This window comes from Psychrobacter sp. AH5 (assembly GCF_040371085.1).
In the GTDB taxonomy this organism is placed as follows: domain Bacteria; phylum Pseudomonadota; class Gammaproteobacteria; order Pseudomonadales; family Moraxellaceae; genus Psychrobacter.
Map to the genome: position 1 here is coordinate 834,996 of NZ_JAMBMT010000001.1, position 23,338 is coordinate 858,333.

Annotated in this window: 22 protein-coding genes; 10 read left to right on the forward strand and 12 right to left on the reverse strand. The window is 42.8% G+C overall.

Annotated features, from left to right (window positions below):
* Window positions 1-9: 9 nt before the first annotated feature.
* The gene (locus M0N77_RS03565; RefSeq protein WP_353103595.1) at window positions 10-855 is read left to right on the forward strand and encodes a CoA ester lyase; all 846 of its coding nucleotides are present in this window, start codon (window positions 10-12) and stop codon (window positions 853-855) included.
* A 139-nt stretch (window positions 856-994) separates the two neighbouring features.
* Here the strand turns inward: M0N77_RS03565 and M0N77_RS03570 are convergent, their stop codons facing one another.
* The 3 genes from M0N77_RS03570 to M0N77_RS03580 all read right to left on the reverse strand — a co-directional run bounded on the left by M0N77_RS03570 (window position 995) and on the right by M0N77_RS03580 (window position 3,653).
* On the reverse strand, window positions 995-1,606 hold the full coding sequence (locus M0N77_RS03570; protein ID WP_353103597.1) for a nitroreductase family protein: 612 nt from the start codon (window positions 1,604-1,606) through the stop codon (window positions 995-997).
* Window positions 1,607-1,845: 239 nt separating this feature from the next.
* Window positions 1,846-2,784, reverse strand: coding sequence for a pirin family protein (locus tag M0N77_RS03575; protein WP_353103599.1), 939 nt, complete (start codon window positions 2,782-2,784; stop codon window positions 1,846-1,848).
* Window positions 2,785-2,942: 158 nt separating this feature from the next.
* On the reverse strand, window positions 2,943-3,653 hold the full coding sequence (locus tag M0N77_RS03580) for a pirin family protein (protein WP_353103601.1): 711 nt from the start codon (window positions 3,651-3,653) through the stop codon (window positions 2,943-2,945).
* A 236-nt stretch (window positions 3,654-3,889) separates the two neighbouring features.
* On the opposite strand from M0N77_RS03580, the gene M0N77_RS03585 reads away from it, so the two are divergent.
* Entirely contained in the window at window positions 3,890-4,216 is a 327-nt protein-coding gene (locus M0N77_RS03585) for a GNAT family N-acetyltransferase (protein WP_353103603.1), read from the forward strand.
* A gap of 119 nt (window positions 4,217-4,335) precedes the next feature.
* Here the strand turns inward: M0N77_RS03585 and M0N77_RS03590 are convergent, their stop codons facing one another.
* The 4 genes from M0N77_RS03590 to M0N77_RS03605 all read right to left on the reverse strand — a co-directional run bounded on the left by M0N77_RS03590 (window position 4,336) and on the right by M0N77_RS03605 (window position 6,956).
* The gene (locus tag M0N77_RS03590) at window positions 4,336-5,007 is read right to left on the reverse strand and encodes an isochorismatase family protein (RefSeq protein WP_353103605.1); all 672 of its coding nucleotides are present in this window, start codon (window positions 5,005-5,007) and stop codon (window positions 4,336-4,338) included.
* 212 nt (window positions 5,008-5,219) lie between these two features.
* Window positions 5,220-5,984, reverse strand: coding sequence for a YoaK family protein (locus tag M0N77_RS03595; protein WP_353103607.1), 765 nt, complete (start codon window positions 5,982-5,984; stop codon window positions 5,220-5,222).
* Window positions 5,947-6,501, reverse strand: a complete 555-nt coding sequence (locus M0N77_RS03600; protein WP_353103609.1) for an NAD(P)H-dependent oxidoreductase — start codon at window positions 6,499-6,501, stop codon at window positions 5,947-5,949. The genes M0N77_RS03595 and M0N77_RS03600 overlap by 38 nt, the downstream gene beginning before the upstream one ends.
* A gap of 53 nt (window positions 6,502-6,554) precedes the next feature.
* Window positions 6,555-6,956: a DoxX family protein gene (locus M0N77_RS03605; RefSeq protein WP_353103611.1), complete on the reverse strand. Its 402-nt coding sequence runs from the start codon at window positions 6,954-6,956 to the stop codon at window positions 6,555-6,557.
* A gap of 177 nt (window positions 6,957-7,133) precedes the next feature.
* Here M0N77_RS03605 and M0N77_RS03610 point away from each other — a divergent pair, with 177 nt between their 5' ends.
* The 3 genes from M0N77_RS03610 to M0N77_RS03620 all read left to right on the forward strand — a co-directional run bounded on the left by M0N77_RS03610 (window position 7,134) and on the right by M0N77_RS03620 (window position 10,124).
* Entirely contained in the window at window positions 7,134-8,039 is a 906-nt protein-coding gene (locus tag M0N77_RS03610; protein WP_353103613.1) for a LysR family transcriptional regulator, read from the forward strand.
* Between the two features lie 154 nt (window positions 8,040-8,193).
* Window positions 8,194-9,321 carry a hypothetical protein gene (locus M0N77_RS03615; RefSeq protein ID WP_353103615.1) on the forward strand — a complete coding sequence of 376 codons (1,128 nt, stop codon included), beginning with the start codon at window positions 8,194-8,196 and terminating at the stop codon, window positions 9,319-9,321.
* The gene (locus M0N77_RS03620) at window positions 9,321-10,124 is read left to right on the forward strand and encodes an SDR family NAD(P)-dependent oxidoreductase (protein ID WP_353103617.1); all 804 of its coding nucleotides are present in this window, start codon (window positions 9,321-9,323) and stop codon (window positions 10,122-10,124) included. Before M0N77_RS03615 ends, M0N77_RS03620 begins: the two co-directional genes overlap by 1 nt.
* 26 nt (window positions 10,125-10,150) lie before the next feature.
* Here the strand turns inward: M0N77_RS03620 and M0N77_RS03625 are convergent, their stop codons facing one another.
* Entirely contained in the window at window positions 10,151-10,852 is a 702-nt protein-coding gene (locus M0N77_RS03625; protein WP_353103619.1) for an IS1 family transposase, read from the reverse strand.
* 121 nt (window positions 10,853-10,973) lie between these two features.
* Between M0N77_RS03625 and M0N77_RS03630 the strand changes: the two genes are divergently transcribed.
* The 3 genes from M0N77_RS03630 (at window position 10,974) to M0N77_RS03640 (ending at window position 13,689) form a co-directional block, all read left to right on the forward strand.
* A complete protein-coding gene (locus tag M0N77_RS03630) occupies window positions 10,974-12,197 on the forward strand; it encodes a low temperature requirement protein A (RefSeq protein ID WP_353103620.1) in 1,224 nt (407 codons plus the stop codon).
* A gap of 114 nt (window positions 12,198-12,311) precedes the next feature.
* Window positions 12,312-12,665, forward strand: a complete 354-nt coding sequence (locus M0N77_RS03635; RefSeq protein WP_353103622.1) for an MliC family protein — start codon at window positions 12,312-12,314, stop codon at window positions 12,663-12,665.
* 232 nt (window positions 12,666-12,897) lie between these two features.
* Window positions 12,898-13,689, forward strand: coding sequence for an aspartate dehydrogenase (locus M0N77_RS03640; protein WP_353103624.1), 792 nt, complete (start codon window positions 12,898-12,900; stop codon window positions 13,687-13,689).
* Window positions 13,690-13,826: 137 nt separating this feature from the next.
* Here the strand turns inward: M0N77_RS03640 and bhcD are convergent, their stop codons facing one another.
* The 4 genes from bhcD to bhcA form a co-directional block, all read right to left on the reverse strand.
* On the reverse strand, window positions 13,827-14,825 hold the full coding sequence (bhcD, locus tag M0N77_RS03645; protein WP_353103626.1) for an iminosuccinate reductase BhcD: 999 nt from the start codon (window positions 14,823-14,825) through the stop codon (window positions 13,827-13,829).
* 144 nt (window positions 14,826-14,969) lie between these two features.
* On the reverse strand, window positions 14,970-16,121 hold the full coding sequence (gene bhcC / locus M0N77_RS03650; protein WP_353103628.1) for a 3-hydroxy-D-aspartate aldolase BhcC: 1,152 nt from the start codon (window positions 16,119-16,121) through the stop codon (window positions 14,970-14,972).
* Between the two features lie 147 nt (window positions 16,122-16,268).
* Window positions 16,269-17,249, reverse strand: a complete 981-nt coding sequence (gene bhcB / locus M0N77_RS03655; protein WP_353103630.1) for a beta-hydroxyaspartate dehydratase BhcB — start codon at window positions 17,247-17,249, stop codon at window positions 16,269-16,271.
* 65 nt (window positions 17,250-17,314) lie between these two features.
* Entirely contained in the window at window positions 17,315-18,478 is a 1,164-nt protein-coding gene (bhcA, locus tag M0N77_RS03660; protein WP_353103632.1) for an L-aspartate--glyoxylate aminotransferase BhcA, read from the reverse strand.
* 885 nt (window positions 18,479-19,363) lie between these two features.
* Here bhcA and M0N77_RS03665 point away from each other — a divergent pair.
* Together M0N77_RS03665 and M0N77_RS03670 are read left to right on the forward strand one after the other, a co-directional pair.
* Window positions 19,364-21,046 carry an NAD-dependent malic enzyme gene (locus M0N77_RS03665; protein WP_371834183.1) on the forward strand — a complete coding sequence of 561 codons (1,683 nt, stop codon included), beginning with the start codon at window positions 19,364-19,366 and terminating at the stop codon, window positions 21,044-21,046.
* A gap of 1,051 nt (window positions 21,047-22,097) precedes the next feature.
* Window positions 22,098-23,306, forward strand: coding sequence for an acetyl-CoA C-acetyltransferase (locus tag M0N77_RS03670; protein WP_353103634.1), 1,209 nt, complete (start codon window positions 22,098-22,100; stop codon window positions 23,304-23,306).
* The last annotated feature ends 32 nt before the right edge of the window (window positions 23,307-23,338 follow it).

Here is a 23,338-nt window from a genome sequence, read left to right on the forward strand (position 1 = left end):
TTTAGATAAATGACTATTATTAATACTAATGATAATAAACAAATTATAGACCAAATAAAGACTTGGTTATTTGTCCCTGCTACTAAGCTTACGCTAATAGCTAAAGCATTTGCTAGTGGTGCTGATGCTGTTATCATTGACTTAGAAGATGCAGTGGCGCTGGAGGATAAAGCGCAGGCACGTGAGGATTTGCTTGAGTATTTCAGCGATGAAAATTCAGCTTCGGTCTGGCTGCGGATTAATAAAGCGGGTAGTGCAGAGTTCGATCGAGATATAGAGCTGTGTCGTCAGTTGCCAAATTTAGCGGGCATAATACTGGCAAAAGCTGAGCAGCATGCAGATATAGAGCAAGCGCATAGTGCTACGGGCTTACCCATAATTGCCTTAATCGAAAGTGCGCTTGGCCTTTATCAGTTAGAGGCGATAGCTAAAGCCACTGGCTTGGCCGCTTTTAGCTATGGGTTCTTGGATCTATGTAATGATTTAGGGGTGCAAGTCGGTACGCCCGCGGCAGATATTATCGCGAGTCAAATTCGCTATCAGTTGATTCTAACATCAACAGTGCATCAGTTAGCCGCGCCTATCGACACTATTTATCCAAATTTTAAGGATAGTGAAGGACTTACTGAGCGAGTCAAACTATGGTCGCAGATGGGTATGTCCGGCATGCTTTGTATTCACCCTAAGCAAGTAGCGGTGGTGTCTACGGCTCTACAACCTACTGACAGTGAAATTGAGTTTGCTAAAGAGGTGATAGCTGAATATGAGCGTAGCGAAAAGGCGGTTTTTAAAATAAAAGGTCAGATGATAGATGCGCCCGTTATTCAGCGCTGCTATCGGATTTTGGGTAGGTAGATGGGCTGGGTTTATTTGTAACAGCATATCATGAGGTGATTTGATAATGTCCTGTATAGATATTACCAATAAAAAAATGATGACCAGAACTAAGCTGGTCATCATCTTTAATTGAACCTAAAACGATATCAGTCAGGCATTACGCACCAAATACTTTCATACGCTCCACTATTGGCTGAAACTCTTTGTCGCCTGCTGGCTGCTCGATACCACCAAATACCAATTGCGCAGTAAGATCCCAATGATCATCGATACCCCAAGTTTCAGCGACTTTATTATCGATTACTGGGTTGTAATGCTGTAAGTTTGCACCAACGTCGATGCTAGCTAACGCTGTCCAAAGCACATACTGATGCATGGCGCTAGTATGCTCGGCCCAAATAGGAAATTTATCAGCGTATAAAGGTGCCGCTTCTTGTAGGTTTTTGACTACCGTTTGATCTTCAAAGAACAATATCGTACCGGCAGCAGCTCTAAAACCACCAATTTTTTGCTTAGTAGGAGCAAACTTCTCTTCGTCACCAACGATATCTCGTAGAGTCTCTTCGGTAAGATCCCAAAGCTTGTTGTGATCCGTATCGAACAATACTACGATACGCGTTGATTGAGAGTTAAACGCTGAAGGCGTATGCAAGATAGCATGCTCAACCATCTTTACGATCTCATCTTTTGAGACAGGTAATTGATCGTTAAGCGCATAGATAGAGCGACGCTTTTCGGCTAGTTGTTGTAATTTTTTTAGGTCTGACATGGTTTTTCTCCAAGAGTTAGTGAGTTTTATTAGTTTATACCTAACTAATTTATAGGTGATTAGATGCTACCTAAATTGTGTTTAGTAAAATAAAAGCAGCGGCCAAAATCAAAAACTATTGTAAATAAAACTAGACTCAGTCTATATCTGTTTTTTGTAATTAAACTAATGAATACTATCTGATTTGATAGATAATTTAATTAATTATAGCTTTTAATTTTACTTAGCCGTTGCTTATTTTAGCCTTTAAAACCTTCGGGCAGTTCAGGTGCAGGCAGGCGTTTCATATCAGAATCGACTTCCCCAAAGCGCTCATGACCGTTATTCCAATCGATGATTGATTGCTCAATCTCTTCTTTATTATCAGCGACAAAGTTCCACCATAGCAGTACTTGGTTATTAAGGGGTTCACCGCCGATAAACATGATGCGAGTGCCTTTTTTTGCCGCTATCTTAATGCTCTCGTTATTAGCGACATCACTATCGTGAAAGCGAAAGAGCTGGTCTTGCTTACAAATAAGACCCTCAGACTCTATTTCACCCTCTGAAACTAAAATCCCATACTCAAAACCTGGCTCTAAATTCAGCGTAGCTTCGCCATCTTCAGTAAAATAAACGTCGATACCAACCAGTTTTGAGTACTGAATAGTAGGTGCTTCGAAATGCTGACCTGAAGTATTAGTATAGCTACCAGTAGTTAGGATCATCTCCATACTGTCCTCAGTCCAAGTCGGCAGCTCAGGATAATGATGAAAGCCGCGCTCAATCTGCTGATCGGTAGGTAGCGCAATCCAGAGCTGTACCATGCTAAGGGCGCGCGCCGCATCGCTTGAACCGCCAGTATCTGGAAAGACACTTTGTTCCGTATGACTGATACCTTGATTTAGGCCAGTACCGGCAGTCATGACGTTGACTTGGTTTTTGGTAATCACTTGCTCATTACCTAAGCTGTCTTTGTGCAGTACCTCGCCATTAAGCATCCAGCTAAAAGTTTGTAGATTGGTATGCGGATGACGACCCACTTGCATTCCTGCTTCATCTGCACCAAATTCAGCAGGTCCGGCATGATCCAAAAAGCACCAGGCACCGATAGGCTGCTTGCCTTTATTTGGCAACAAGCGCGCAATTGGAATACCGCCGACATCAGCCAACCTTGGCTCTAGGGTTTGAATACTCATCATTCACCTCTTATTTTTGAGAGCTAATTTTGTATAACTAAAGAGTATTGAATAGTTAGTTATAAATTAACACTACGGTTTGTATGGATTGATAGAGTTTAGTACTCTTGTTTAATAAATTATTTAACGACTTATTGGTAATTTATTTAGTAACTTTTTTAGTAAAGAGGTACTTCCATTAACAATACTCTAGCATTCTCGTTTGCATCCATTGTGAAGTTTTTGGTATCTGAAATACCAAGACCATCACGAGTTTCCAAAACGTTACCGTTGATAGTGACCTTACCTTCTATTACGAACACATAAACGCCATTATTAGCCTCTTTTAGCTGATACGTTTGCGTAACGCCTTTATCAAAATGACCCATATGAAACCAAGCGTCCTGATGAATCCACACGCCAGCATCATCGGGGTTTGGCGAGAGCACTTGATTGAATTCGTTAGCTTTCATCTGCTCATCGATACGCACCTGTTGATAGCGTGGCTCGACACTTGCTTTATTAGGAATGACCCAAATCTGTAAAAACTTCACCGGCTCATTGGCATCGCCATTCATCTCGCTATGAGTGATGCCGGTACCTGCTGACATTACTTGGATCTCGCCGGTCTCAATGACACCTTGGTTACCGATATTATCGCCATGAGCCAATTTTCCGCTTAGTGGGATACTGATAATCTCCATATCACGGTGTGAGTGCTTCGCAAAGCCTTCACCGCCAATCACAAAGTCATCGTTGATGACGCGTAGCGCACCAAAGCCCATACGCTCTGGATTATGATAACTGGCAAAGCTAAAAGTATGCTTACTTTTGAGCCAACCGTGATTGGCATCGCCGCGAGAGTTTGCTGCATGATAGATTGTTTTCATAAATTATCCTTAGTTATTTTTTCAAGCAAATTAATAATAACTTGGCTTGTTTAAGCTATGGGTCTATTATAATTGTTACTATAAGTTAGATAAACTAGGTAAATAGCAATTAACTATTCTTATTATTAGAACAATAATAGGATAAAAATCACGTACTATAATGTTAGTGCGAAAATTAGCATGATCTGCTAGCATTTATTTTCGGATTAATTATTAACTATAAAAAGAGGGAAACTATGTCAAATCTACATACCAAGCAGTATGAGGTGATCGATAATAAACAACAGCACCGCTTTGAGATTCATATTGGTGATCAGGTTGCTTTTGAAGATTATGAGTTTTTTACCACGTCGACAGGCGAAAAGGGTATTGAATATAAGCATACCTTAGTACCCGAGTCGCTTAGTGGTCAAGGTATCGCCGGCTACTTAGTCAAGACTATCTTGGATAATGCCGCGGCTAGAAACTTACGGGTTAAACCGACTTGTCCTTATGTAAAATCATACATCGATAAGCATCCAGAATACCAAGCCAATTCGGTGTTTCATGACTCTAAAGCCTGATACTGTCAAGCTATAAAATCGAGTTATAAAAAAACGCCATACTCTTTAGCATGGCGTTTTTTATTGTTGTGTTTTAAATTTATCTTAATCATCTATTAAATCATGCTTGGATGACTGTTTTAGAGATTATTAACGATGTTTTTTGGTGGATTATAGTAATACTGTACGCCGACACCATAAGCACCGCCATGTTCCTTGACGATATTCATCACATCATCATAAGTCTCTTCACGCGCCCAGTCACGTTGTAACTCGCACAGCACTTGAATCCAAGTCACTGGCGTTACCCCAGCTTCTACCATACGGATAACCGCCATATCGTGGGCTTCTTTACTAGCGCCGCCGCAAGCATCGGTTACCACATAGACATCATAGCCTTGATCGGCTGCTGATATTGCAGGTAGTAGTACGCAGATCTCCGTCCATAAACCTGACATGATAATTTTCTTACGACCGGTCTTTTTGACCGCATCAACCACGCGCTGATCCTCAAAAGCATTGAGCCCGGTTCGATCAATTGGCGTATGCTCTTCAAAGACTCTTTTTTGCTGCTGAGGTATCTCACCGGTGAAATCATCAGTGGTCAACGTCGTTAAGATAGACGGTATATCCCAAACTTTCGCCGTTTTGGCTAAACCTGCGATGGCGTTCATAACAGCATTGGCATCATGACTTTGCAAACCAAAATACATCTGCGGCTGTTGGTCGATAAACATAAAAACGCTATTATCAGGTGTCAACAGCTTGTCGCTACCTTCTGCTTTAACTTGATCAACATTGAAATTAGACATAATTACTTCCCTTTACTATGAATGAGTAGTCAGTGTATATGTTGATTAAAAAGAGATAAACCGGATAAAAAACAAATGTAAATTCTTACTTTAAGAACAATAAGGCTTTGATACGGCTTTACACAAACTGAAGACAATAAATTTATGATTAGAAATTAATAGGGTGTTTCTATTTGAAAGGTATAAGCTTAAAAGGAGTGAGCGTTGAAGATTTAACCGATATGTTGTAAAAACTCTGAATCACGAGCCAAAAAGGATAAATAGATTACGGGTAGTACAAATAAGCCGACTGCCCAATAGCTCAATTGCACATAAAGCAGAGCACCTAATAGCGCCCCAACCACAAAGCTGATGACCAAGGCTGAGCTATTGGCGAGTTTTCTAGCATTATCAGCCGTTCTATTGCCTAAGTAGTCGGTCAGTCCAATCCCTAATTGCGTAGTATTACCTGTCATGAGCACGGTAGGACTCATGCCTTTAATAACGGTTTTGCTAGCGGTATTACGAATAGCCAGCGCTGTTAAGCCCAAGCCCCCTGTTAACGCGACGGTGAGACTATCGGCATCGGTGAAAGGCTGAAAAGATAATCCTGCAATCATAAAGGCGCTCAAAAACAGCGCTTCTGCCAAAAATAAATGACTCAGCACTAACGCAGGCTTGCGGCTATTATCGATATATAGCTTAGTGACTACCACCGTCAAGATAAACAAGGGTACGGAGGCCAGCTTAATCCATAAGCCGTCTTCACCTTTGACCAGACCGCTACCCGCTAATACTAAGTTGCCCGTAACGTGAGCAGTAAAAAAGCCAAAAAGGGTGATAAAGCCAATAGTATCGATAGCGCCGCCCACTACTGTGAGCAAGATAGGCGCTTGGTAGCGTTGCCAAAAGCTTGGCGGCTCAGCATTTAGATCGGTAGTACTGTGATCAGCTACCTTGTTATTCACTGTCGTTTCCAGCAAATAGTACAAATGCATCGACAAATCTTTGCAGGTATTTTTGCGTGCGCTCGCTGACGTTGCCGTCTTCATCCAAGCTGTCGGCCGCATTACCTAAATAGACCTCAGGGCTGATCATCATTTGTGCCGCTAGCATTTGCATACTTTTACGTACATCTAAACCACTATCTCTTGCGCCATAAGTACTAGGAGAGGCAGTGACTACTGCTACTTTTTTGGCCGCCCAAACGTTTTCTTTATAAGGACGCGAGCCGATATCAATGACGTTTTTTAGAGCAGCTGGCATGGTGCGATTATGCTCTGGAGTGACAATCAATACCGCATCGGCAGCTTTGAGCTGTTTGCGGACACGCTCGTAGCTGTCAATCACCTTATCATCATAATCTTGATTATAAATAGGTAAATCGGCAAGATTTACTTCTTCTATAACTACGCTCTCAGGCATTTGCGCTACCATAAGCTCTGCAAATTTACGATTGATCGACTCTGTTCGTAAACTACCGATTATTAGGGCGATATTGGTGGGCGCGCTCATAGCAACTCCTTAATTAGCCTATTAAAACCATACTTGATAGAGCGAATATTCTACTATACTTTATGAGTGTTACGGTAACCGCGATTATCAATCGAATAAGCTCCTGCGCCGTGAGCAAATATCATCAAAAACCCACCAGCCATAGCGATGTTTTTCATAAATGGGTTCATCTGTGACTCATCTATCCAGAACTGATGGAAAATAAGCGCTGATATAATATTAAAACCGACCAATAAAATAGCCACAAAGCGGGCTTTAAACCCAAAGAGAATAGCAAGACCACCAAAAAGCTCAACCGCGATAACTAGAGGTAACAACATGCCCGGTACCCCCATTGACTCCATATAACCTTGAGTACCAGCATAACCGGTAATCTTCGTAAACCCTGAAAAGATAAAAATCATCGATAAAAACAGACGGCCAATAGGGGCGCTTAACTGTTGTAGTTTATCCATTATGTTTCTCCAAATGTTGGTTGTAAGGTGTGAACCACCTTTTAATAAAATCATTATAATCATTGACGCTATTTGAATAAACGCTGATAATTACAATTATAAGTTCTAAATATAAGAACAATAGCGCCATTACTATCGAATGACTAAAAATCGAATGACTAAAATAGGATAATTGATATGGGACAGCTAGAAGATATGGCGATGTTTGTACGAATCGTGGAAGCGGGGAGTATTACCAAAGCCGCGGATCAGCTAAATATTGCCAAGTCTGCGGTCAGTCGTCGTCTCAAAGAGCTAGAGTCGCGCTTAGGAGCGCAGCTGATTAGCCGCACCACACGGCAATCAAACTTGACGCAAGCCGGCGAGCATTATTATCAGCAAGCCTGCAGCATCCTAAATGAGGTCGATGCGCTCAATGAACAAACCAGCGGGGCGCCTACGCAAGTTGAAGGCACGCTAAAGATGACAGCGCCGTTGTCCTTTGGACTGATGCATCTAAACGATGTTATCGATGAATATGCTGATAGACACCCTGATCTAAAATTTGAGCTGGATTTTTCAGATCGACATACTGACTTGATTGAAGAGGGGTTTGAGTTAGCGATTCGCATTAGAGAGCTGCAAGACTCGAGTTATCAAGCCAAACGTTTAGCGCTGATACGCTACGCATTGTGTGCCAGTCCCCAATATTTGGAGGAAATGGGAGTACCCGAGACTTTTGATGATCTAAAAAATCATGAGTTTTTGCAATACGGTATGAATAAAACCAGCACGATAACAGTGATAGATGAGCAAGGTAAAAAACATCAATTAACCTTAAACGCAAAAATTAAAGCGAATAATGGCGATTTTTTACGAGAGATGGCAGTAAAAGGGCATGGGATTGCTTTTCTACCCACTTTTATTACTTATAAAACCTTGGCTAGTGGCGAGCTTGTGCCTATTTTGCAGCAGTATCAATTGCCAACTTTAAGTGCCTACGCGGTTTATCCCAAAAATCGATTTTTATCACAGCGCTGTCGCTATCTAATTGACTTTATTGCTGAGCGTTTCGGTGATGATCCTTATTGGGACAAGTTTTGATAGCTAGTTTTAATAGCTTGTTCTGTTAGTAGCTTAGTCTAGAAACTGCTTGGTACTAAAAAGCCGCTACTAATTTTATAGTCAGGTTGCTATATTATTTTAGTAATAGCTTTTATCAATATGGGAATATTGTTTTATAACAAGGAGGTATAGTGTGAACCTACAAGCTTATGGCATAGAAACCATTGATGATTTTGATGGGGTGCGTCAAAGTCCATTGCCAGAGGAGCGTCTAAAAGCCGTCCGCAAAAAAGCCGAAGCTTTTCGAGAGCGTTTTATGGATGAGCCTTGCGTCGCTTACTATCAAAGCGCTGACATGGTCAGAGTGCCTTATCCGACTTGGTACGCCTATAGCGGTGTCTACACCCAAAGCACTTATAAGTTTCCTTATCTACATATCCTAAACCGCATCTTTATCATTCAGTATTATGACTTTTTAGGCGAATTAAAAACCTTATTATTCTCACCTTCCGATATTGATGCCGATCGTGAAACGCCGTTTTTTAAACGTCTCACTGATAAAATGCCCAATTGGTCGCCTCTTGAAAACCTAGTTGCGCCTATTACTCGCGATGTCACGCAAGCCTTGGCAGAGGTCGGTTTAAAGCCGGCTGACATTGACTATATTAGCTATGATCATCTGCATACGCAGGATGTGCGCGGGTGGTTAGGTAGCAATACTACTGATCAAAAAAGAGAAGCTTATTTCCCGAATGCTAAGCTGTTGGTACACGAAAAAGAGTGGCAAAGTGTGCAAGGATTATTGCCGGTGCAAGCGGATTGGTATTGCCCCAACGGCGTAGCAGGGGTCGATGCAGGCAAGATCATCACCTTTACTAGTAGCTTGCATTTAGGTCAAGGTTTGGCTTTGATTCATACCCCTGGTCATACCGAAGGCAATCACTCTTTAGTTGCGCGCGTCCCTGATGGTATTCGTGTTACCTCAGAAAATGGCGTCGGCGCTGATGCTTATGCGCCTATAAATTCTAAGGTTAATGCCATTCGCCGTTATGCCAAAGATACCGATATGGAAGTGATTCTAAATGGCAACACTTTAGAGGACAGCACTGATCAATATATCTCAATGATTATCGAAAAAACCATTGCTGGCCCTTCAAAAAATCCTGATTTCCCCAACTGTGCGTCCAGTAGTGAAGCCACGCCTTTTTGGTTAATTCCCGGTCACAAAGTCAGTCATTTGATAGGGGAAGCTAAATTTGGCTCCTTACAAAAAGGAGTTGCCAATAGTCCAAAAGCCGCTAAGCAGAAGGAAATTGCCTAATGAGCTATTTTGCGAATAAGACGATTTATATTACTGGTGCGGCCTCAGGTATTGGTTTTGAAACAGCTAGGCAACTGATTAAATTGAGCGCAAATCTAGTACTGTTTGATGTGCAACCTCTCAATGATGCTGTGGCTAGCTTGCAAAGCCTTAATGTCAATAATGCCTCAATTAGCCATTACAATCTCGACGTGACTGATGCGGAGATGACTACTGAGCAGATGGCTACTGCGGCAAACTTATCGACTCCTGATATCCTGATGCATTTTGTGGGTGTCACCGGCCCTTGGACTTTTGATGAGATGAGTCAAGAGCAGTTTGAGCGGGTGATTAACATTAATTTATTTGGTACGCGCAATGTACTAGCTGCAATTAGACCTTTTTTATCTCGCGGCGCGCAGGTCATGGTTGCCGCATCATTGGCATCATTTACCGGCAGCTATGGCTACAGCTCTTATAGCGCCTCCAAGTTTGCTATTTGGGGCATGATGCAATCGATCAGCTACGAGTGGCAACCTTTAGGTATCGATATTACCGTCTTTGCACCGCCGCCCATTGATACGCCGCTGACTCAAGCGGAAGTAGGAGTGATGGCAAAAGCTGGGGTCGGCATGAAAAAACTGGCAGGAGAGCTAAAGATAGAGGATGCGGTTAAGTCAATGCTCAAGGGCGTAGAAAACAGGGAGTTCTTAGTGGTGCCTGGCATTATGGCCAATATTATTCGCTTGCAGTTGCGTTTGTTTCCCGTCAGCTGGGTCAATTGGATCGGCCATAAATCAGTAGCTTTTTCATTAAAAAAATAGGTGGTGTTCTAAAAAGTATGCTGGCATCAGACGTAGCCATAATTGACATAAAAGAACACCAGATCGAATACTTTAAAGTGATTATCAAGCTTTTTTGAGAAGCAACAAGTCTTTCTAACCGCTCGACGCAATCGGTGTCTAAGACGACAGTTATTGCCTTCAATCCCTATCGTATGCTGTTTGCCAATTCGTTTGTTATCACTTTTAAAGGCGGTTATAAAACTGTCCCAGTTGTCCATACTGATAGAGCCATAGCTGACTGTAAGCTGCTTTAAACGTGTTCTTAACTTCTTAGCCGTTTTTAGGTCACGTTTGCCCCAGACATAAGCGACAATCTCATTAGTAGCACGGTCATAAGCGTAGATGAGCCAGACTTTACGCTTCTTGCGATACACGTAAGTCCAGAACTCATCAACCTCTAAGCGTTCATAATAGTGCTTCTTAGGTACAATCTTGTAAATGGATGAGCCTATGGTGCTAAGCACTTTTCCGATGCTAACCTTGGCTATAACGGCTATGTCTCTAACACCACAACCTCGGACAGTCATCAGTCGTATGAGATCTTCTATTCTAGAGTGACAGCCGTTATAGGTTACTGCATGATCGCCAATAAACTGACGTTTGCAGTCCTTACATTGGTAGTTCTGCTTGCCATAGCTTTTTATGCCATTTTTCTTTAGACTAAGACTGTGACAGTCGGGGCAATTGATCTGTATTTGTGTCTTCATAACCTCAAATATATCATCTTGCTTCGGCTGTCACCCTTCCTTTATTACCCCAGCATACTTTTTGATACACCACCAAAAAATAATAGGGTGGCACATCTTTTATTCAATTGAAATATAAGCCATGATCCCTGTCTCTAAGCGTATGCCTATCACTGTGCCTGCTATCAATACTATTTGTGCTCGCGATCCTAATGAGCCCAATCGCGCCTCGAGCACCCTTGAGTTGTTGTTTGACTTAGTCTATGTCATAGCGGTTGCCGCTGCTGCCAGTGGACTGTATCAGCGTTTGCTGGAGCATGATTTTTCAGGGTTTTTGACCTTTACTGTGGCCTTTTTTATTTTATGGAACGCTTGGACAAGCTTTACTTGGTTTGCCTCAGGTTATGACCCCGATGATTGGTATTATCGCCTAGCAGTGATGCTACAAATGCTCGGCTCATTGATGATCGCGGCGAATATCAATCAGTTCTTTGAGCAAGGTCTGACATGGATAGGGGTGACGGGTTATGCCATTATGCGGCTGGCGAGCTGTAGTCAGTGGTGGCGAGTCTATAAGCAAGTGGAAGGCCACAAGCGGGTGGCGGGCCGTAGTATGGTAGGACTGCTAACCTTGCAAAGCCTTTGGATTATCTGGCTATTCTTGCCCGCTTCAATACAAACGCCAGCGCTATTTTTATTTATACTAGCAGAGCTTGTGATGCCCTTATGGGCACGTGCTGCGCAAAATCTTAACTGGCATCCGCAGCATATTGGCGAGCGTTATGGTCTATTGACTATTATTGTTTTAGGGGAGGGTGTGCTCGGCGTCAGTAACAGTATTCAGTATTTTCTAGTCAATTCTGCTTCTGCTGCTAGTGTTATTATTTTATTAGGGTCAAGCTTGGTCGCACTTGTTTTTGCGTTATGGTGGCTGTATTTTACCATTCCTTTTGGCACTATTTTGGATAATGAGCGTCGCCGGTATGATCTATTTTTATTTGGCTACGGTCATTTTTTTGTTTTTGCCAGTCTTGCCGCGCTTGGGAGCGCCCTTAACTTAGTCACTGATGCGCGGGCAGATACTCTAAATCGAGCAGTCACCCAGCCTTATGCTATGGGACTGTTAATGATTATGCTGTTTGGTTTTTTACTGACATTGACCTTGCTTCGAGCGTTAATGTGCCGAAGATCAAGCTACAATATTGTGGCTATTATTATCGCTACAGTCGTTATTGCGCTCAGCTATGTCGCCGTTGCTCAAGGCTTATCTATCACTTATGGTATTTGGCTCAGTATTCTTGCGCCTATGATAATGACGGCGTACTTTAGACAAGATAATAAGCGCTGGCAGAGCAAGGCGATCTAATAGCTTAAACACAACAACTTATAGCAATATTTAACAATAACTATTTTAGTTTGCGTTACTATAACTTTTTTGATAATTCGCTTTTTACTTTATACTTTACCAATAAGGACTCTTATGAAAAAGCTACTGGCTACAATCCCTGCTATGCTACTTTTAACCGCTTGTGCTACTAACGCGCCTATGATGGGCAATAATCAGATGCAGACTTTAAGCTGTGATGATAATGGTCAAGTGAGCGCTGCTTATTCGGCGAATGGTCAAGTAGCTAACCTAAACGTAACCTTGCCTAAAGTCGGTCTTAATAATAAAAAGTTAACGCTAAACCAAGCGGTATCGGCTTCTGGCGCGCGCTATGTCAATACTACTGATCCTAAGATGAGCTATGACTGGCATACCAAAGCAGACTTTGGAGTGATGAGTGTGCGTATGGCTAATGGCCAAGAATATAGTGTCAACTGTCAGCTATAAAGCTAGGTTGTCTTATGTAAGTTATCTTATTTAAATTAAAAGATTGATTGTATTAGAAGCTGCTAATGTCTACTTTATAAGACGTTAGCAGCCTTTTTTTTGATTAATTATTGTCTGTGAAAAAGGACTTAATATAGTTTTATGATTTGAAAAGCTTTACTTTAAGGCGTATTGAATGTTCAACTGTGACAAGGATAGAATAAATAAAAGAATCAACATATAGGGATATTAGATGAAAAACGTGATGTTTATAGGTTACGGCACTATGGCTAGAAAAGTTCATGAGATGCTACCCGATAACGTGGTACTCAAGGCCATAGTAGCTAGTCCTAGAAGTGCTGACAAGATAAGGGCTGAGCTTGGGCAGTCTATAGAAGTGGTGACCTCAGTCGCCGAGTTAACCGTTAAGCCCGATCTAGCGGTTGAGATGGCAGGGCAAGATGGCCTAAAACAACACGCGCTTGATATTTTACAACAAGGTATAGCGCTAGGTATTGTCTCGGTAGGAGCTTTTACCGATGAAAAATTCGCTATGTCATTACATGATACAGCAAAAAAAAATAAGGTAAAAATCCATATTTTAGCAGGGGCTATCGCCGGCATTGACGGTATTAATGCGGCAAGCTTAGCCGGGTTAGAAGATGTGACTTATCAAGGTCGTAAAAAACCCGCCAGTTGGCAAGGCAGTTATGCCGATGAGCTGATTGATTATGATAATTTAGTGCAGCCTGAGGTTTTCTTTACCGGCAGTGCTAGAGAAGCAGCGGCACTCTTTCCGGATAACTCCAACGTAGCAGCGACTATTGCTTTAGCTGGCGTAGGATTAGATAAAACCAAAGTGGAATTAATCGTTGATCCAACCCTTGAGCATAATATTCATCATATTAACGCCAATGGGGTGTTCGGCAAGCTGGAGATTAGTATGACTGGTCTACCATTGGCCGAAAACCCTAAAACTTCTAGTCTGGCAGCCTTTAGTGCCTTGCGGTTATGTTGTCAGCTTGCTGAGGTTTATCAGCTATAACTTGTTAGCATAAAAAACCGCTAAATAAACTCGTTATTTAGCGGTTTTAAAATACAGTGGCTAATCTAAGTAACTATACCTCTAAGTCATTATAGCTCTGAGTCATTATAGCTCTGAGTCATTATAGCTCTGAGTCATTATAGCGAAACGTGCTGAGCTTCGCCTTTTTCAACGGCAAGTCTAGCGGCAGCAGAAGCGACAGCTAAATCTTGTAAGCCAACCCCAGTTCCATCAAATAAAGTGATCTCCTCCTTATGGCTACGGCCCGGATGATCGCCATTAATAACGGCTCCAATCGGTGTGATATCGGACTCTTGAATACTACCTGCTTTGATTGCGTGCTGGGCTTCACCAAGGCTGATCGATTGTGCGATTTCATCAGTAAAGAGCGTCGCTGAGGCTATCAAAGCTGCGTCGACTTCTTGCTTACCGACGGTATCAGTGCCCATGCAAGCGATATGTGTGCCCGGCTTGATCCACTCTTTCATAAGTAATGGCTCAAACGCTGAGGTGATAGTGATGATGACATCGGCCTGCTTGCAAAGCTCTTCGCGATCTACTGATTCAAACGGCACGCCTAATTCTTCAGCGACGGCTTGTAGGTTTTTTAGGCGATCTTTATTGCCATTCCAAGCGACCACTTTTTCAAAACTGCGCTGCTCAAGTGCGGCGCGTAGCTGAAAGGTAGACTGATGACCGGCGCCAACCATACCTAGCACCTTGCTGTCCGCGCGGGCTAGATGGGCGATTGAGACGGCAGAGGCGGCAGCAGTACGCACAGCGGTTAAATAGTTGCCACCGACAAGCGCACGTAATTTGCCATTATCAGGATTGAATAAGAAAATGGTGGATTGATGGTTGGTTAGGCCTTTCGCTTCGTTGCCAGGCCAATAGCCGCCAGATTTTAGGCCTAGAGATTTGCCGGCACGATCAAAGCCAGATTTAAAGCCATATAAGGCATCGGCATAACCAATCGCCTCGCGAATCACTGGGAAGTTATAGGCATCACCGTTTGCCATAGCAGCAAAGACATTCTCAACGGCGCTAAAAGCAGAGTCACGATCGATTACGGCTTTGCAAGCCTCTTCTGAGACGATAATTAAACCTTCATTATTAGCATTGTTTGCATCACTCATTATAAATTCCTTTTTATACTTTTTAATTTAGCTCTCTTAACGGATATCTCTAAAATACTACTAGTGAAATAAAAAAAGGCTATTGTAGGCTAAAGCTACAACAGCCCCTTTTAAATCAAACGAATAATAGTAAGCTTGTCTCTCTTAGTACATTTTACCGCGAGCAGATACCGGCCATACTTTCTCAACTTTACCGTTACGCACACCAACATAGAAGTCATGCACGTTACAAGTAGGGTCGCAATGACCGGGTACAAGTTTTAATTTTTCGTTAATCTTTAGTACTGCGTCAGGATCGCTAACCACGCCATGCTCATCGGAGCATTTGACATATTCAACATCATCACGGCCATAGATGAAGGGTAGGCCGCTGTCCACGGATTGTGCTTTTAGACCAGCATCAACGATAGCTTTGTCCGGTTTTGCATGACTCATAACCGAGGTTAGAATAAATAGTGCATTCTCCCACTCGCCTGCATCGATACGGTTGCCATCTTCATCCAAAATACGCCCGTAGTCGGCGTCCATAAAGGCGTAAGAGCCGCACTGTAATTCATTAAAAACCCCTGAATTACTCTCAAAATAGTAACTACCAGTACCGCCGCCTGAGACAAATTCTGGTTTTAGACCAATCTGCTCAAGAGCGTCGATCGCTTCTTGCACCTGATCGATAGCGACTTGAGTTTTGGCTTTACGGTCGCTGTAGCTGTCCATATGCTGCATCGCGCCTTGATAGGCTTGGATGCCTGTGAAGTTTAAGTTGTCGGCTGCATCAATGGCTTTGGCAATCTCAACTACCGCCTCAGTGGTGGTAACTCCGCAGCGTCCTGCGCCGCAATCAATCTCGATATAACAATTAAGCTCAGTACCTGCTTCGGTTGCCGCAGCCGATAGCTCAGCGACGTTATCAACATCATCGACACAAACGGTAATTTTTGAACCCATTTTAGGTAAGTTAGCCAAACGCTTAATTTTGGCAGGCTCGCGTACTTGGTTTGAGACCAAGACGTCTTTGATGCCGCCGCGTACAAACACTTCAGCTTCAGAGACTTTTTGACAGCAGACGCCTACTGAACCGCCAAGCTCTTGTTGCAACTTTTGTACGTCCACAGATTTATGCATTTTACCGTGGCTACGATGACGCATATTATGATCTTTTGCGTAGTCGCCCATTTTTTTGATGTTGCGCTCAAGGGCGTCTAAATCAAGGATTAGGCAAGGGGTTTGGATATCCGCTTCATCCATACCCACTTCAGCCGGGACGTTAAAACCAACTTCTAATTCTTCAGTAATCATATTCAAGCTCCATTTGTTTGATTGATTGTAATGGTTTAATTCATGCGACTTAATTAATAGTAATTAAGGTTATAAAGGTATTTAAACTTGCGCCTAAGCTGCGCTTAGTTAATACCTAATTTGGGACTGAGTATCTAGCTACCAAAGTTAATTCCAAGGCAGCTTATCAAGATCGACGTTACCACCAGTAATAATAACGCCCACTTTTTTATCGGCAAAAACGTCTTTGTTTTTTAGGATGACAGCAAGGGGCACCGCGCAGCTTGGCTCAATGATAATCTTCATATGCGTCCAAGTTAGCTTCATCGCCTCAACGATCTCTTCTTCGGTTGCGGTCAAGATATCGGTCACGTAGTTACTGACAAAGTGCCAAGTCAAATCTTTGAGCGGTACTTTTAGGCCATCAGCGATCGTATCTGGGGCGTCATCAGCGATAATGTGACCGGCATGTAATGAGCGCGCGGCATCATCTGCGTTTACTGGCTCTGCGGCATAGATTTTGACGTCTGGTGCTAGGTTTGATAGCGTCAAACAAGTGCCCGATATCATACCGCCGCCGCCAATAGGAGCGACGACCATGTCAGGTTTTACGCCGCGCTCTTGCATCTGCTCTAAGAACTCGCGTGAACAAGTGGCCTGACCAGCGATAACGCGAGGGTCATTGTAAGGATGAACAAAGTCGCCACCAGTTTCAGCTTGCACTTTTGCAAAGACTTCTTCGCGAGAAGTGGTTGAGGGCTGACACTCAGTGATGATACCGCCGTAGCCGCGCACTGCTGCTTTTTTGGCTTCGGGCGCGCTGTATGGCATCACTACATTGCAAGGGACGCCGCGCTGTCCGGCAGCATAGGATAAAGACAGCGCATGGTTGCCTGAGCTATGAGTGCAAACGCCGTTTTTAGCTTCTTCATCAGAGAGACCAAAGACCGCGTTTGAGGCACCGCGAACTTTAAAGGCGCCGGCTTTTTGAAAGTTTTCACACTTAAAAAACATCTCGCAGCCTGCCATCTCATTCAAAAAACTTGAGGTCATAACGGGGGTGCGATGGATATAAGGCTTAATGCGCTCATGCGCTGCTAACATATCCTCAAGCGTTGGAATGGTTAGCCCATTTTCATTAGTTATCATCAAAAATATTCCTTTATTTTTTATTTAGAAAGGTCAGTTAATAGCTTTTATCAGAAGGCTATAAACTAATGGTTGCGAAAATATTCTTGGGCGGCAGTGACGCCTTGACCCAGTTTGATTGGGTAGTCCAAATCAACCATTGCCATCTCAAGGGTAGCTAGTCCAGCCAGAACCATCACCTCAGTCAATGAGCCCAAATGCCCAATTCTGAACGCTTTGCCGTTCATCTCACCCAAACCCACACCGAAAGAGATGCCGTATTTGTTAAAAGCATGATTGGTCAGATCATTACTATCAAAACCTTCAGGAACGTATATCGCGCTTACGGTTTGAGAGTATAGATCCGGTGATACTGCACATAGCTTAAAACCCCAGCCATTCACCGCTTGACGCACGCCTTCGGCTAAACGGTAATGACGCGCATAGACATTGTCCAAGCCTTCTTCAAACAGCATATCAAGACTGGCTTTCATACCATAAATCAGGTTTAGCGGCGGGGTATAAGGAAAGCCGCCATTGGCATTGGCTTTGAGCATGTCACGAAAGTCAAAATAGGTACGCGGTAGTTTTGCTTGCTCCATAGCGGCTAGCGCTTTTGGACTTACTGCTAATATCGCCATGCCTGTGGCTAGCATAAAGCCTTTTTGCGAGCCAGCTACCGCGATATCTACACCCCATTCATCCATTTTAAAGGGGACACAAGCGATTGAGCTGACCCCATCGACGAATAAGAGAGCGGGATGATTAGCGTTATCCATAGCGCTACGCACCGCGCCAATGTCACTTAATACACCCGTTGCAGTCTCATTATGCGTGACCATCAAAGCTTTGATTTCGTGATTGGTATCTGCGGCTAGGATCTCTTGAAACTTATCAGCAGGCGCGCCTTCACCCCAAGCACATTCAATCACTTGTACATCCAGGCCATGGCGCTGACACATATCGATCCAGCGATGCGAGAACATTCCATAGCGAGCAATGAGCACTTTATCGCCAGGGGATAAGGTGTTGCTGATAGCCGCTTCCCAGCCGCCTGTGCCACTAGAGGTGAACAAAAGCACTTCACCCTCAATGGTACCAAACACTTTTTTGACGTCGTTGAGTACGGGTAAAAAGGTGTTAGAAAAATCAGGAGCGCGGTGATCTTGAGTTGGCACGTTCATCGCGTGACGTAGTCTTTCTGGGATATTGGTGGGACCAGGAATAAAAATAGGGTTTTGTAGAGACATGATTGACGTCCTTGTAAATGTGTATAAGGTGACACAGTAATGGTTGTATAGGCAGGGTTTCATGCGAATTTAATGCAAGAGTCTTCCTGACTCATACAGTTTGGTTTTTATGTTTTTCGGATTTAAAAACTAGCCATGTCCAAAGAAAGGAGTTGCAGGTGATTGGTCACTTTACTACTTACTGCGTTCTTTTTTATGGTGATCTTGCGGTAAAGGTTTTTGCGAAGAATGAACTAAGAGGTTTCGTTGAAAAAGTGTAGATACTCATCAACGTTTTAAAATATAGCACTAAAGACAAGTTGTAACAAGGTGTTTTTTAAATAAGCTTTGTACTATACTATTCTCGGCTGTCACAATAGCTAGACTAGCCCATAAATAGACATTAGTCCAGCGGTTATCTTTAATTTTATTAGAAATAATTCATCATTGCTTCCTCTTGTGTCTAGAGTCGATTTTGTCTTATGCTATCGCTATTGTCGATGGCTAAGTAGTCTTATTCAAATTAGCGCTATTACTGGCTGTTTTTTAACCGCTTCTGCTTTGAATTCTAAATGTTGCTTCTACGTTTTTAGTGATACTCAATTCTTTACCGTGTTATTAATTTATCCTATTTACTACTACTGTTTTTTTAGCAGTGCTTGATACTTAAATATTTTAAAAAATTACTCTGCTAAAAGCAGGTGTTATCAATCAAGCTATTTATAGCTAATATTGGCTACTTATAAAATACTTTTATGAGTGTTAGCTTATTATTATATTGTTTTGAGCGGTCTTATAAAAACCAGATGAAAAATAAAGTTAAGTCATATTTATCATCTAATAAAAATTTTGAACTCCCGATTTTAACTATTTTCTCTCTTCATCCTTTAACAAGAAGATTTTATTATGTCAAACAAACGTCCGTTATACATCCCTTTTGCTGGGCCTATATTGTTAGAAACTTCCTTATTAAATAAGGGTAGCGCGTTTTCATCAGAAGAGCGTGATAGCTTTAATTTAACTGGTTTATTACCGCATAATATTGAAACCATTGAAGAGCAGTCCTTGCGCGCTTATCATCAGCTTTGCTCATTTGATAATGATATGGATAAGCATATTTATTTGCGTAATATACAAGATACTAATGAAACGCTATTTCATCATTTAATTGAGCAGCATATTGAAGAAGTTATGCCGCTTATTTATACCCCAACTGTGGGACAAGCTTGTGAAAAGTTTTCGCAAATTTATCGGCGTAAACGTGGTTTATTTATCTCTTATCCTGAGCGTCATAAAATCGATGACATGCTACAAAACGCCACCAAACAAAAAGTAAAAGTGATTGTGGTGACCGACGGTGAACGTATTTTAGGCTTAGGCGATCAAGGTATTGGCGGCATGGGGATACCAATTGGTAAACTAGCTTTATATACCGCTTGTGGTGGTATTAGTCCCGCTTATTGCCTACCGATATTGTTAGATGTTGGCACTAATAATCAACAACTGCTTGATGATCCTATGTATATGGGCTGGAGAAATCCACGTATCTCAGGCGATGAGTACAATGAATTTGTAGAGTTATTTATTCAAGCGGTTAAACGTCGCTGGCCTGAGGTGTTGTTACAATTTGAAGATTTTGCTCAAGAAAACGCCACCCCGTTATTAAATAAATATCGTGATGAGCTGTGCTGTTTCAACGATGACATTCAAGGTACTGCCGCAGTTTCGGTAGGTACTTTGATTGCAGCTTGCTTAAATAAAGGCGAAAAGCTTAGCCAACAAAATATAGCTTTTTTGGGGGCAGGATCGGCGGGCTGCGGTATCGCTGAGCATATTGTTCGTCAAATGCAGCGTGAAGGATTGTCCGAGGAGCAAGCGCGCAGTCAGGTATTTATGGTGGATCGCTATGGCCTCTTCACCGATAGCATGACAGAGCTGCAAGACTTCCAAGCGCCGCTGGTACAAAAACAGGCCAATCTTGAGCACTGGGATCATAGTGAGCCGCTCGGTTTAGCGCAAGTGGTTAAACAGGGCAAAATCACGGTATTATTTGGCGTTAGCGGCCAAAAAGGGCTGTTTACTCAAGAGCTTATCGAATCTTTATGTGCTAATACTGAGCATCCCATCGTTCTGCCATTGTCAAATCCAACCTCTCGTGTTGAAGCTACTCCGCAAGAGGTGACTAGCTGGAGTCATGGTAAAGCAATTATCGCTACCGGTAGTCCCTTTCCTTATACCACTTATGAGGGTCAGACTTTTGAGGTGTCTCAGTGTAATAACAGCTACATCTTTCCAGGTATTGGCCTAGGGGTTTTGGCGGCGCGAGCGAGGGGTATCAGCGACAATATGCTTATGGCCGCAAGCCAAGCGCTGGCCGACATCTCAATGGAATATGATAAAGCGCCCGGTGCTATATTGCCGCCGATCAAGGTCATCAGACAGATCAGTGAAAAGATAGCTTATGCCGTAGCTCGACAAGCGGTTGAAGATAAACTGGCGTTACCTGTCACCGCCGAGAATCTACAACGCCGACTAAAATCCAATTTTTGGTTGCCAGAATATCGTAATTATCGTCGTACTTCTTTTTAGAGATTAAAAAATAAATAGTAAACGTAGTTTTAAAAAATAACTCTTAAGAGTTAAACAAAAAATTGCAAGGTAAAAAGCTCAATACTATGACTAAAGTAGTATTGGGCTTTTTTTATAGACTTTAAAGCCTTTTATATGTTCTAAAAATTATACAACCTCATAAAAAAGGCAAATCACACTATAGTGAATCCTGAATAAAAAGAGTACAAGCATTGTAACGTGCTACTGGTATAAATTTTCCTTGCGTGCTGCGTTCCCAGAGGCTGCGCAAAATTCATCCCCGTAGCACTGTATTTCTTTTATAGTGGATCGGCTATACTGCGAACAACCCTACCTTTCTAAGATATAGGTTTGATAAACTCTCATGTTCTACTTCTTTTAAGCTTAGTTATCCTGATTAATGAGTCAAGCGCTTGCTTATTAACATAGCCTTATTCTAAAAATGTCATCTAGAAGCGTTAACTTACCTAATTCCTCATTGTATAAATTCATGTAGTAATATTAATTACCTTTATAAAAATACTAGTTGCAACGCTATAGCTCCTATTTTATTCTAACTCATGGAATGCAATCATCAAAATAGATTGTCAAGCTTTATACAATGGTAATAATAATTACTATTTATTAGAAATAAATCATTAAACCTATTATAAAACTCTATATCCATTCATTTTCGCAAGAAAAAAGCGTTAAGGAAAGTATTATAATTATCAGAACATGTTCAGCAAATTAGATGATCGAAGAGCACGAAATAGTATACGACAGCGCTCTAAAAATGTTTCAAAGCTGGAAGGAAAGAGATGAAGCATGGCGTGATAAGGGTATGATTAATCGTGCGGCTTGAAGAGGCGGTTAAGATAAGGTTTTTATGTGCGTTGATACCGGAAGAATACGGCGGCACTAACGAGATCATGAAAGAGCTTGCCGCGCGCTTTATGTAACGGCTTATAGATAAACGTTATTGCTAATATAAAAGCTAGAATTGGAGTTAAGATAAGTAAGTCAAGCTTTAGAGTTAACTATTATTTAAAAGACAAAAAAAGGGATTTTTATGACTGAGACCGCATACATTTATGACAGTATTCGTACCCCGCGCGGCAAAGGCAAAAAGGACGGCGCTTTGTATCAAGCGTCGCCGATTTGGCTGGTTCGGGGCTTACTCAAAGAGATGGAGCAGCGCCATAGTCTAGACACAAGCTTAGTGGACGACATTGTGCTTGGCTGTGTCACCCCTGTGGGTGAGCAAGGCTCTGATATTGCCCGTATTGCGGCAATCGATGCTGGCTGGCATCAAAGCGTCGCTGGCGTCACGCTCTCTAGATATTGCGCCTCAGGGCTTGAGTCCATCAACCTTGCTGCTGCCAAAGTCATGTCGGGTATGGAGGAGCTAGTCGTCGCAGGCGGCGTTGAGTCTATGAGCCGCGTACCGATGGGCTCAGATGGCGGCGCTTGGTACATGGACCCCCGCGTCAATGACGGTACGGGTTTTGTCCCGCAAGGGGTGGGCGCGGATACCATAGCTACGCTCAAAGGCTTTAGTCGCAGCGACGTCGACGCATTCGCTACCGGCTCGCACCAAAGAGCGGCTAATGCTTGGGAGCAGGGCTATTTTGATAAATCAGTGATACCCGTCAAAGACTTGAACGGCATGCTGCTATTGGCTAAAGATGAGACTATCCGCCCCAATACTACCCCTGAGACGCTAGCAGGTCTCAATCCTTCGTTTGCTATGCCCGGTCAGATGGGTTTTGATAGCGTAATTTTGGATAAATATACCACTATCGAAAAAGTAAACCACGTCCATCACGCGGGCAATTCATCGGGTATCGTCGATGGTGCGGCGCTGTGCTTAGTCGGTAGTGCGGCCGCTGGCAAAAAAGCCGGTCTGAAGCCGCGCGCGAAGATTACTATGGCGGCGGTTATTGGTTCAGAGCCGTCTATTATGCTCACAGGCCCAACCCCTGCCTGCCAAAAAGCTTTAGATAAAGCGGGCATGCAAGTCTCTGATATCGATCTGTGGGAAATCAACGAAGCCTTCGCTGCTGTGCCGATGAATACCGCCGATGACTTAGGTATCTCCATGGATATCGTCAACGTCAATGGCGGCTCTATCGCGATGGGACATCCGCTGGGCGCTACAGGCGCGATGCTGATGACTACCGTGCTCGATGAGCTTGAGCGCCGTGATCTTAAGACTGCGATGATTACTCTATGTGTCGGCGGCGGTATGGGTATTGCCACTATCATTGAGCGCGTATAAAGCTTTTTTAAACACAAAGTGATAACTAAGAG

Coding starts and splice junctions, on each gene's coding strand:
- M0N77_RS03565 (WP_353103595.1), top strand. CDS start 10: ATGACTATTATTAATACTAATGATAATAAACAAATTATAGACCAAATA.
- M0N77_RS03570 (WP_353103597.1), bottom strand. CDS start 1,606: ATGTCAGACCTAAAAAAATTACAACAACTAGCCGAAAAGCGTCGCTCT.
- M0N77_RS03575 (WP_353103599.1), bottom strand. CDS start 2,784: ATGAGTATTCAAACCCTAGAGCCAAGGTTGGCTGATGTCGGCGGTATT.
- M0N77_RS03580 (WP_353103601.1), bottom strand. CDS start 3,653: ATGAAAACAATCTATCATGCAGCAAACTCTCGCGGCGATGCCAATCAC.
- M0N77_RS03585 (WP_353103603.1), top strand. CDS start 3,890: ATGTCAAATCTACATACCAAGCAGTATGAGGTGATCGATAATAAACAA.
- M0N77_RS03590 (WP_353103605.1), bottom strand. CDS start 5,007: ATGTCTAATTTCAATGTTGATCAAGTTAAAGCAGAAGGTAGCGACAAG.
- M0N77_RS03595 (WP_353103607.1), bottom strand. CDS start 5,984: ATGCATTTGTACTATTTGCTGGAAACGACAGTGAATAACAAGGTAGCT.
- M0N77_RS03600 (WP_353103609.1), bottom strand. CDS start 6,501: ATGAGCGCGCCCACCAATATCGCCCTAATAATCGGTAGTTTACGAACA.
- M0N77_RS03605 (WP_353103611.1), bottom strand. CDS start 6,956: ATGGATAAACTACAACAGTTAAGCGCCCCTATTGGCCGTCTGTTTTTA.
- M0N77_RS03610 (WP_353103613.1), top strand. CDS start 7,134: ATGGGACAGCTAGAAGATATGGCGATGTTTGTACGAATCGTGGAAGCG.
- M0N77_RS03620 (WP_353103617.1), top strand. CDS start 9,321: ATGAGCTATTTTGCGAATAAGACGATTTATATTACTGGTGCGGCCTCA.
- M0N77_RS03625 (WP_353103619.1), bottom strand. CDS start 10,852: ATGAAGACACAAATACAGATCAATTGCCCCGACTGTCACAGTCTTAGT.
- M0N77_RS03630 (WP_353103620.1), top strand. CDS start 10,974: ATGATCCCTGTCTCTAAGCGTATGCCTATCACTGTGCCTGCTATCAAT.
- M0N77_RS03635 (WP_353103622.1), top strand. CDS start 12,312: ATGAAAAAGCTACTGGCTACAATCCCTGCTATGCTACTTTTAACCGCT.
- M0N77_RS03640 (WP_353103624.1), top strand. CDS start 12,898: ATGAAAAACGTGATGTTTATAGGTTACGGCACTATGGCTAGAAAAGTT.
- bhcD (WP_353103626.1), bottom strand. CDS start 14,825: ATGAGTGATGCAAACAATGCTAATAATGAAGGTTTAATTATCGTCTCA.
- bhcC (WP_353103628.1), bottom strand. CDS start 16,121: ATGATTACTGAAGAATTAGAAGTTGGTTTTAACGTCCCGGCTGAAGTG.
- bhcB (WP_353103630.1), bottom strand. CDS start 17,249: ATGATAACTAATGAAAATGGGCTAACCATTCCAACGCTTGAGGATATG.
- bhcA (WP_353103632.1), bottom strand. CDS start 18,478: ATGTCTCTACAAAACCCTATTTTTATTCCTGGTCCCACCAATATCCCA.
- M0N77_RS03665 (WP_371834183.1), top strand. CDS start 19,364: ATGTCAAACAAACGTCCGTTATACATCCCTTTTGCTGGGCCTATATTG.
- M0N77_RS03670 (WP_353103634.1), top strand. CDS start 22,098: ATGACTGAGACCGCATACATTTATGACAGTATTCGTACCCCGCGCGGC.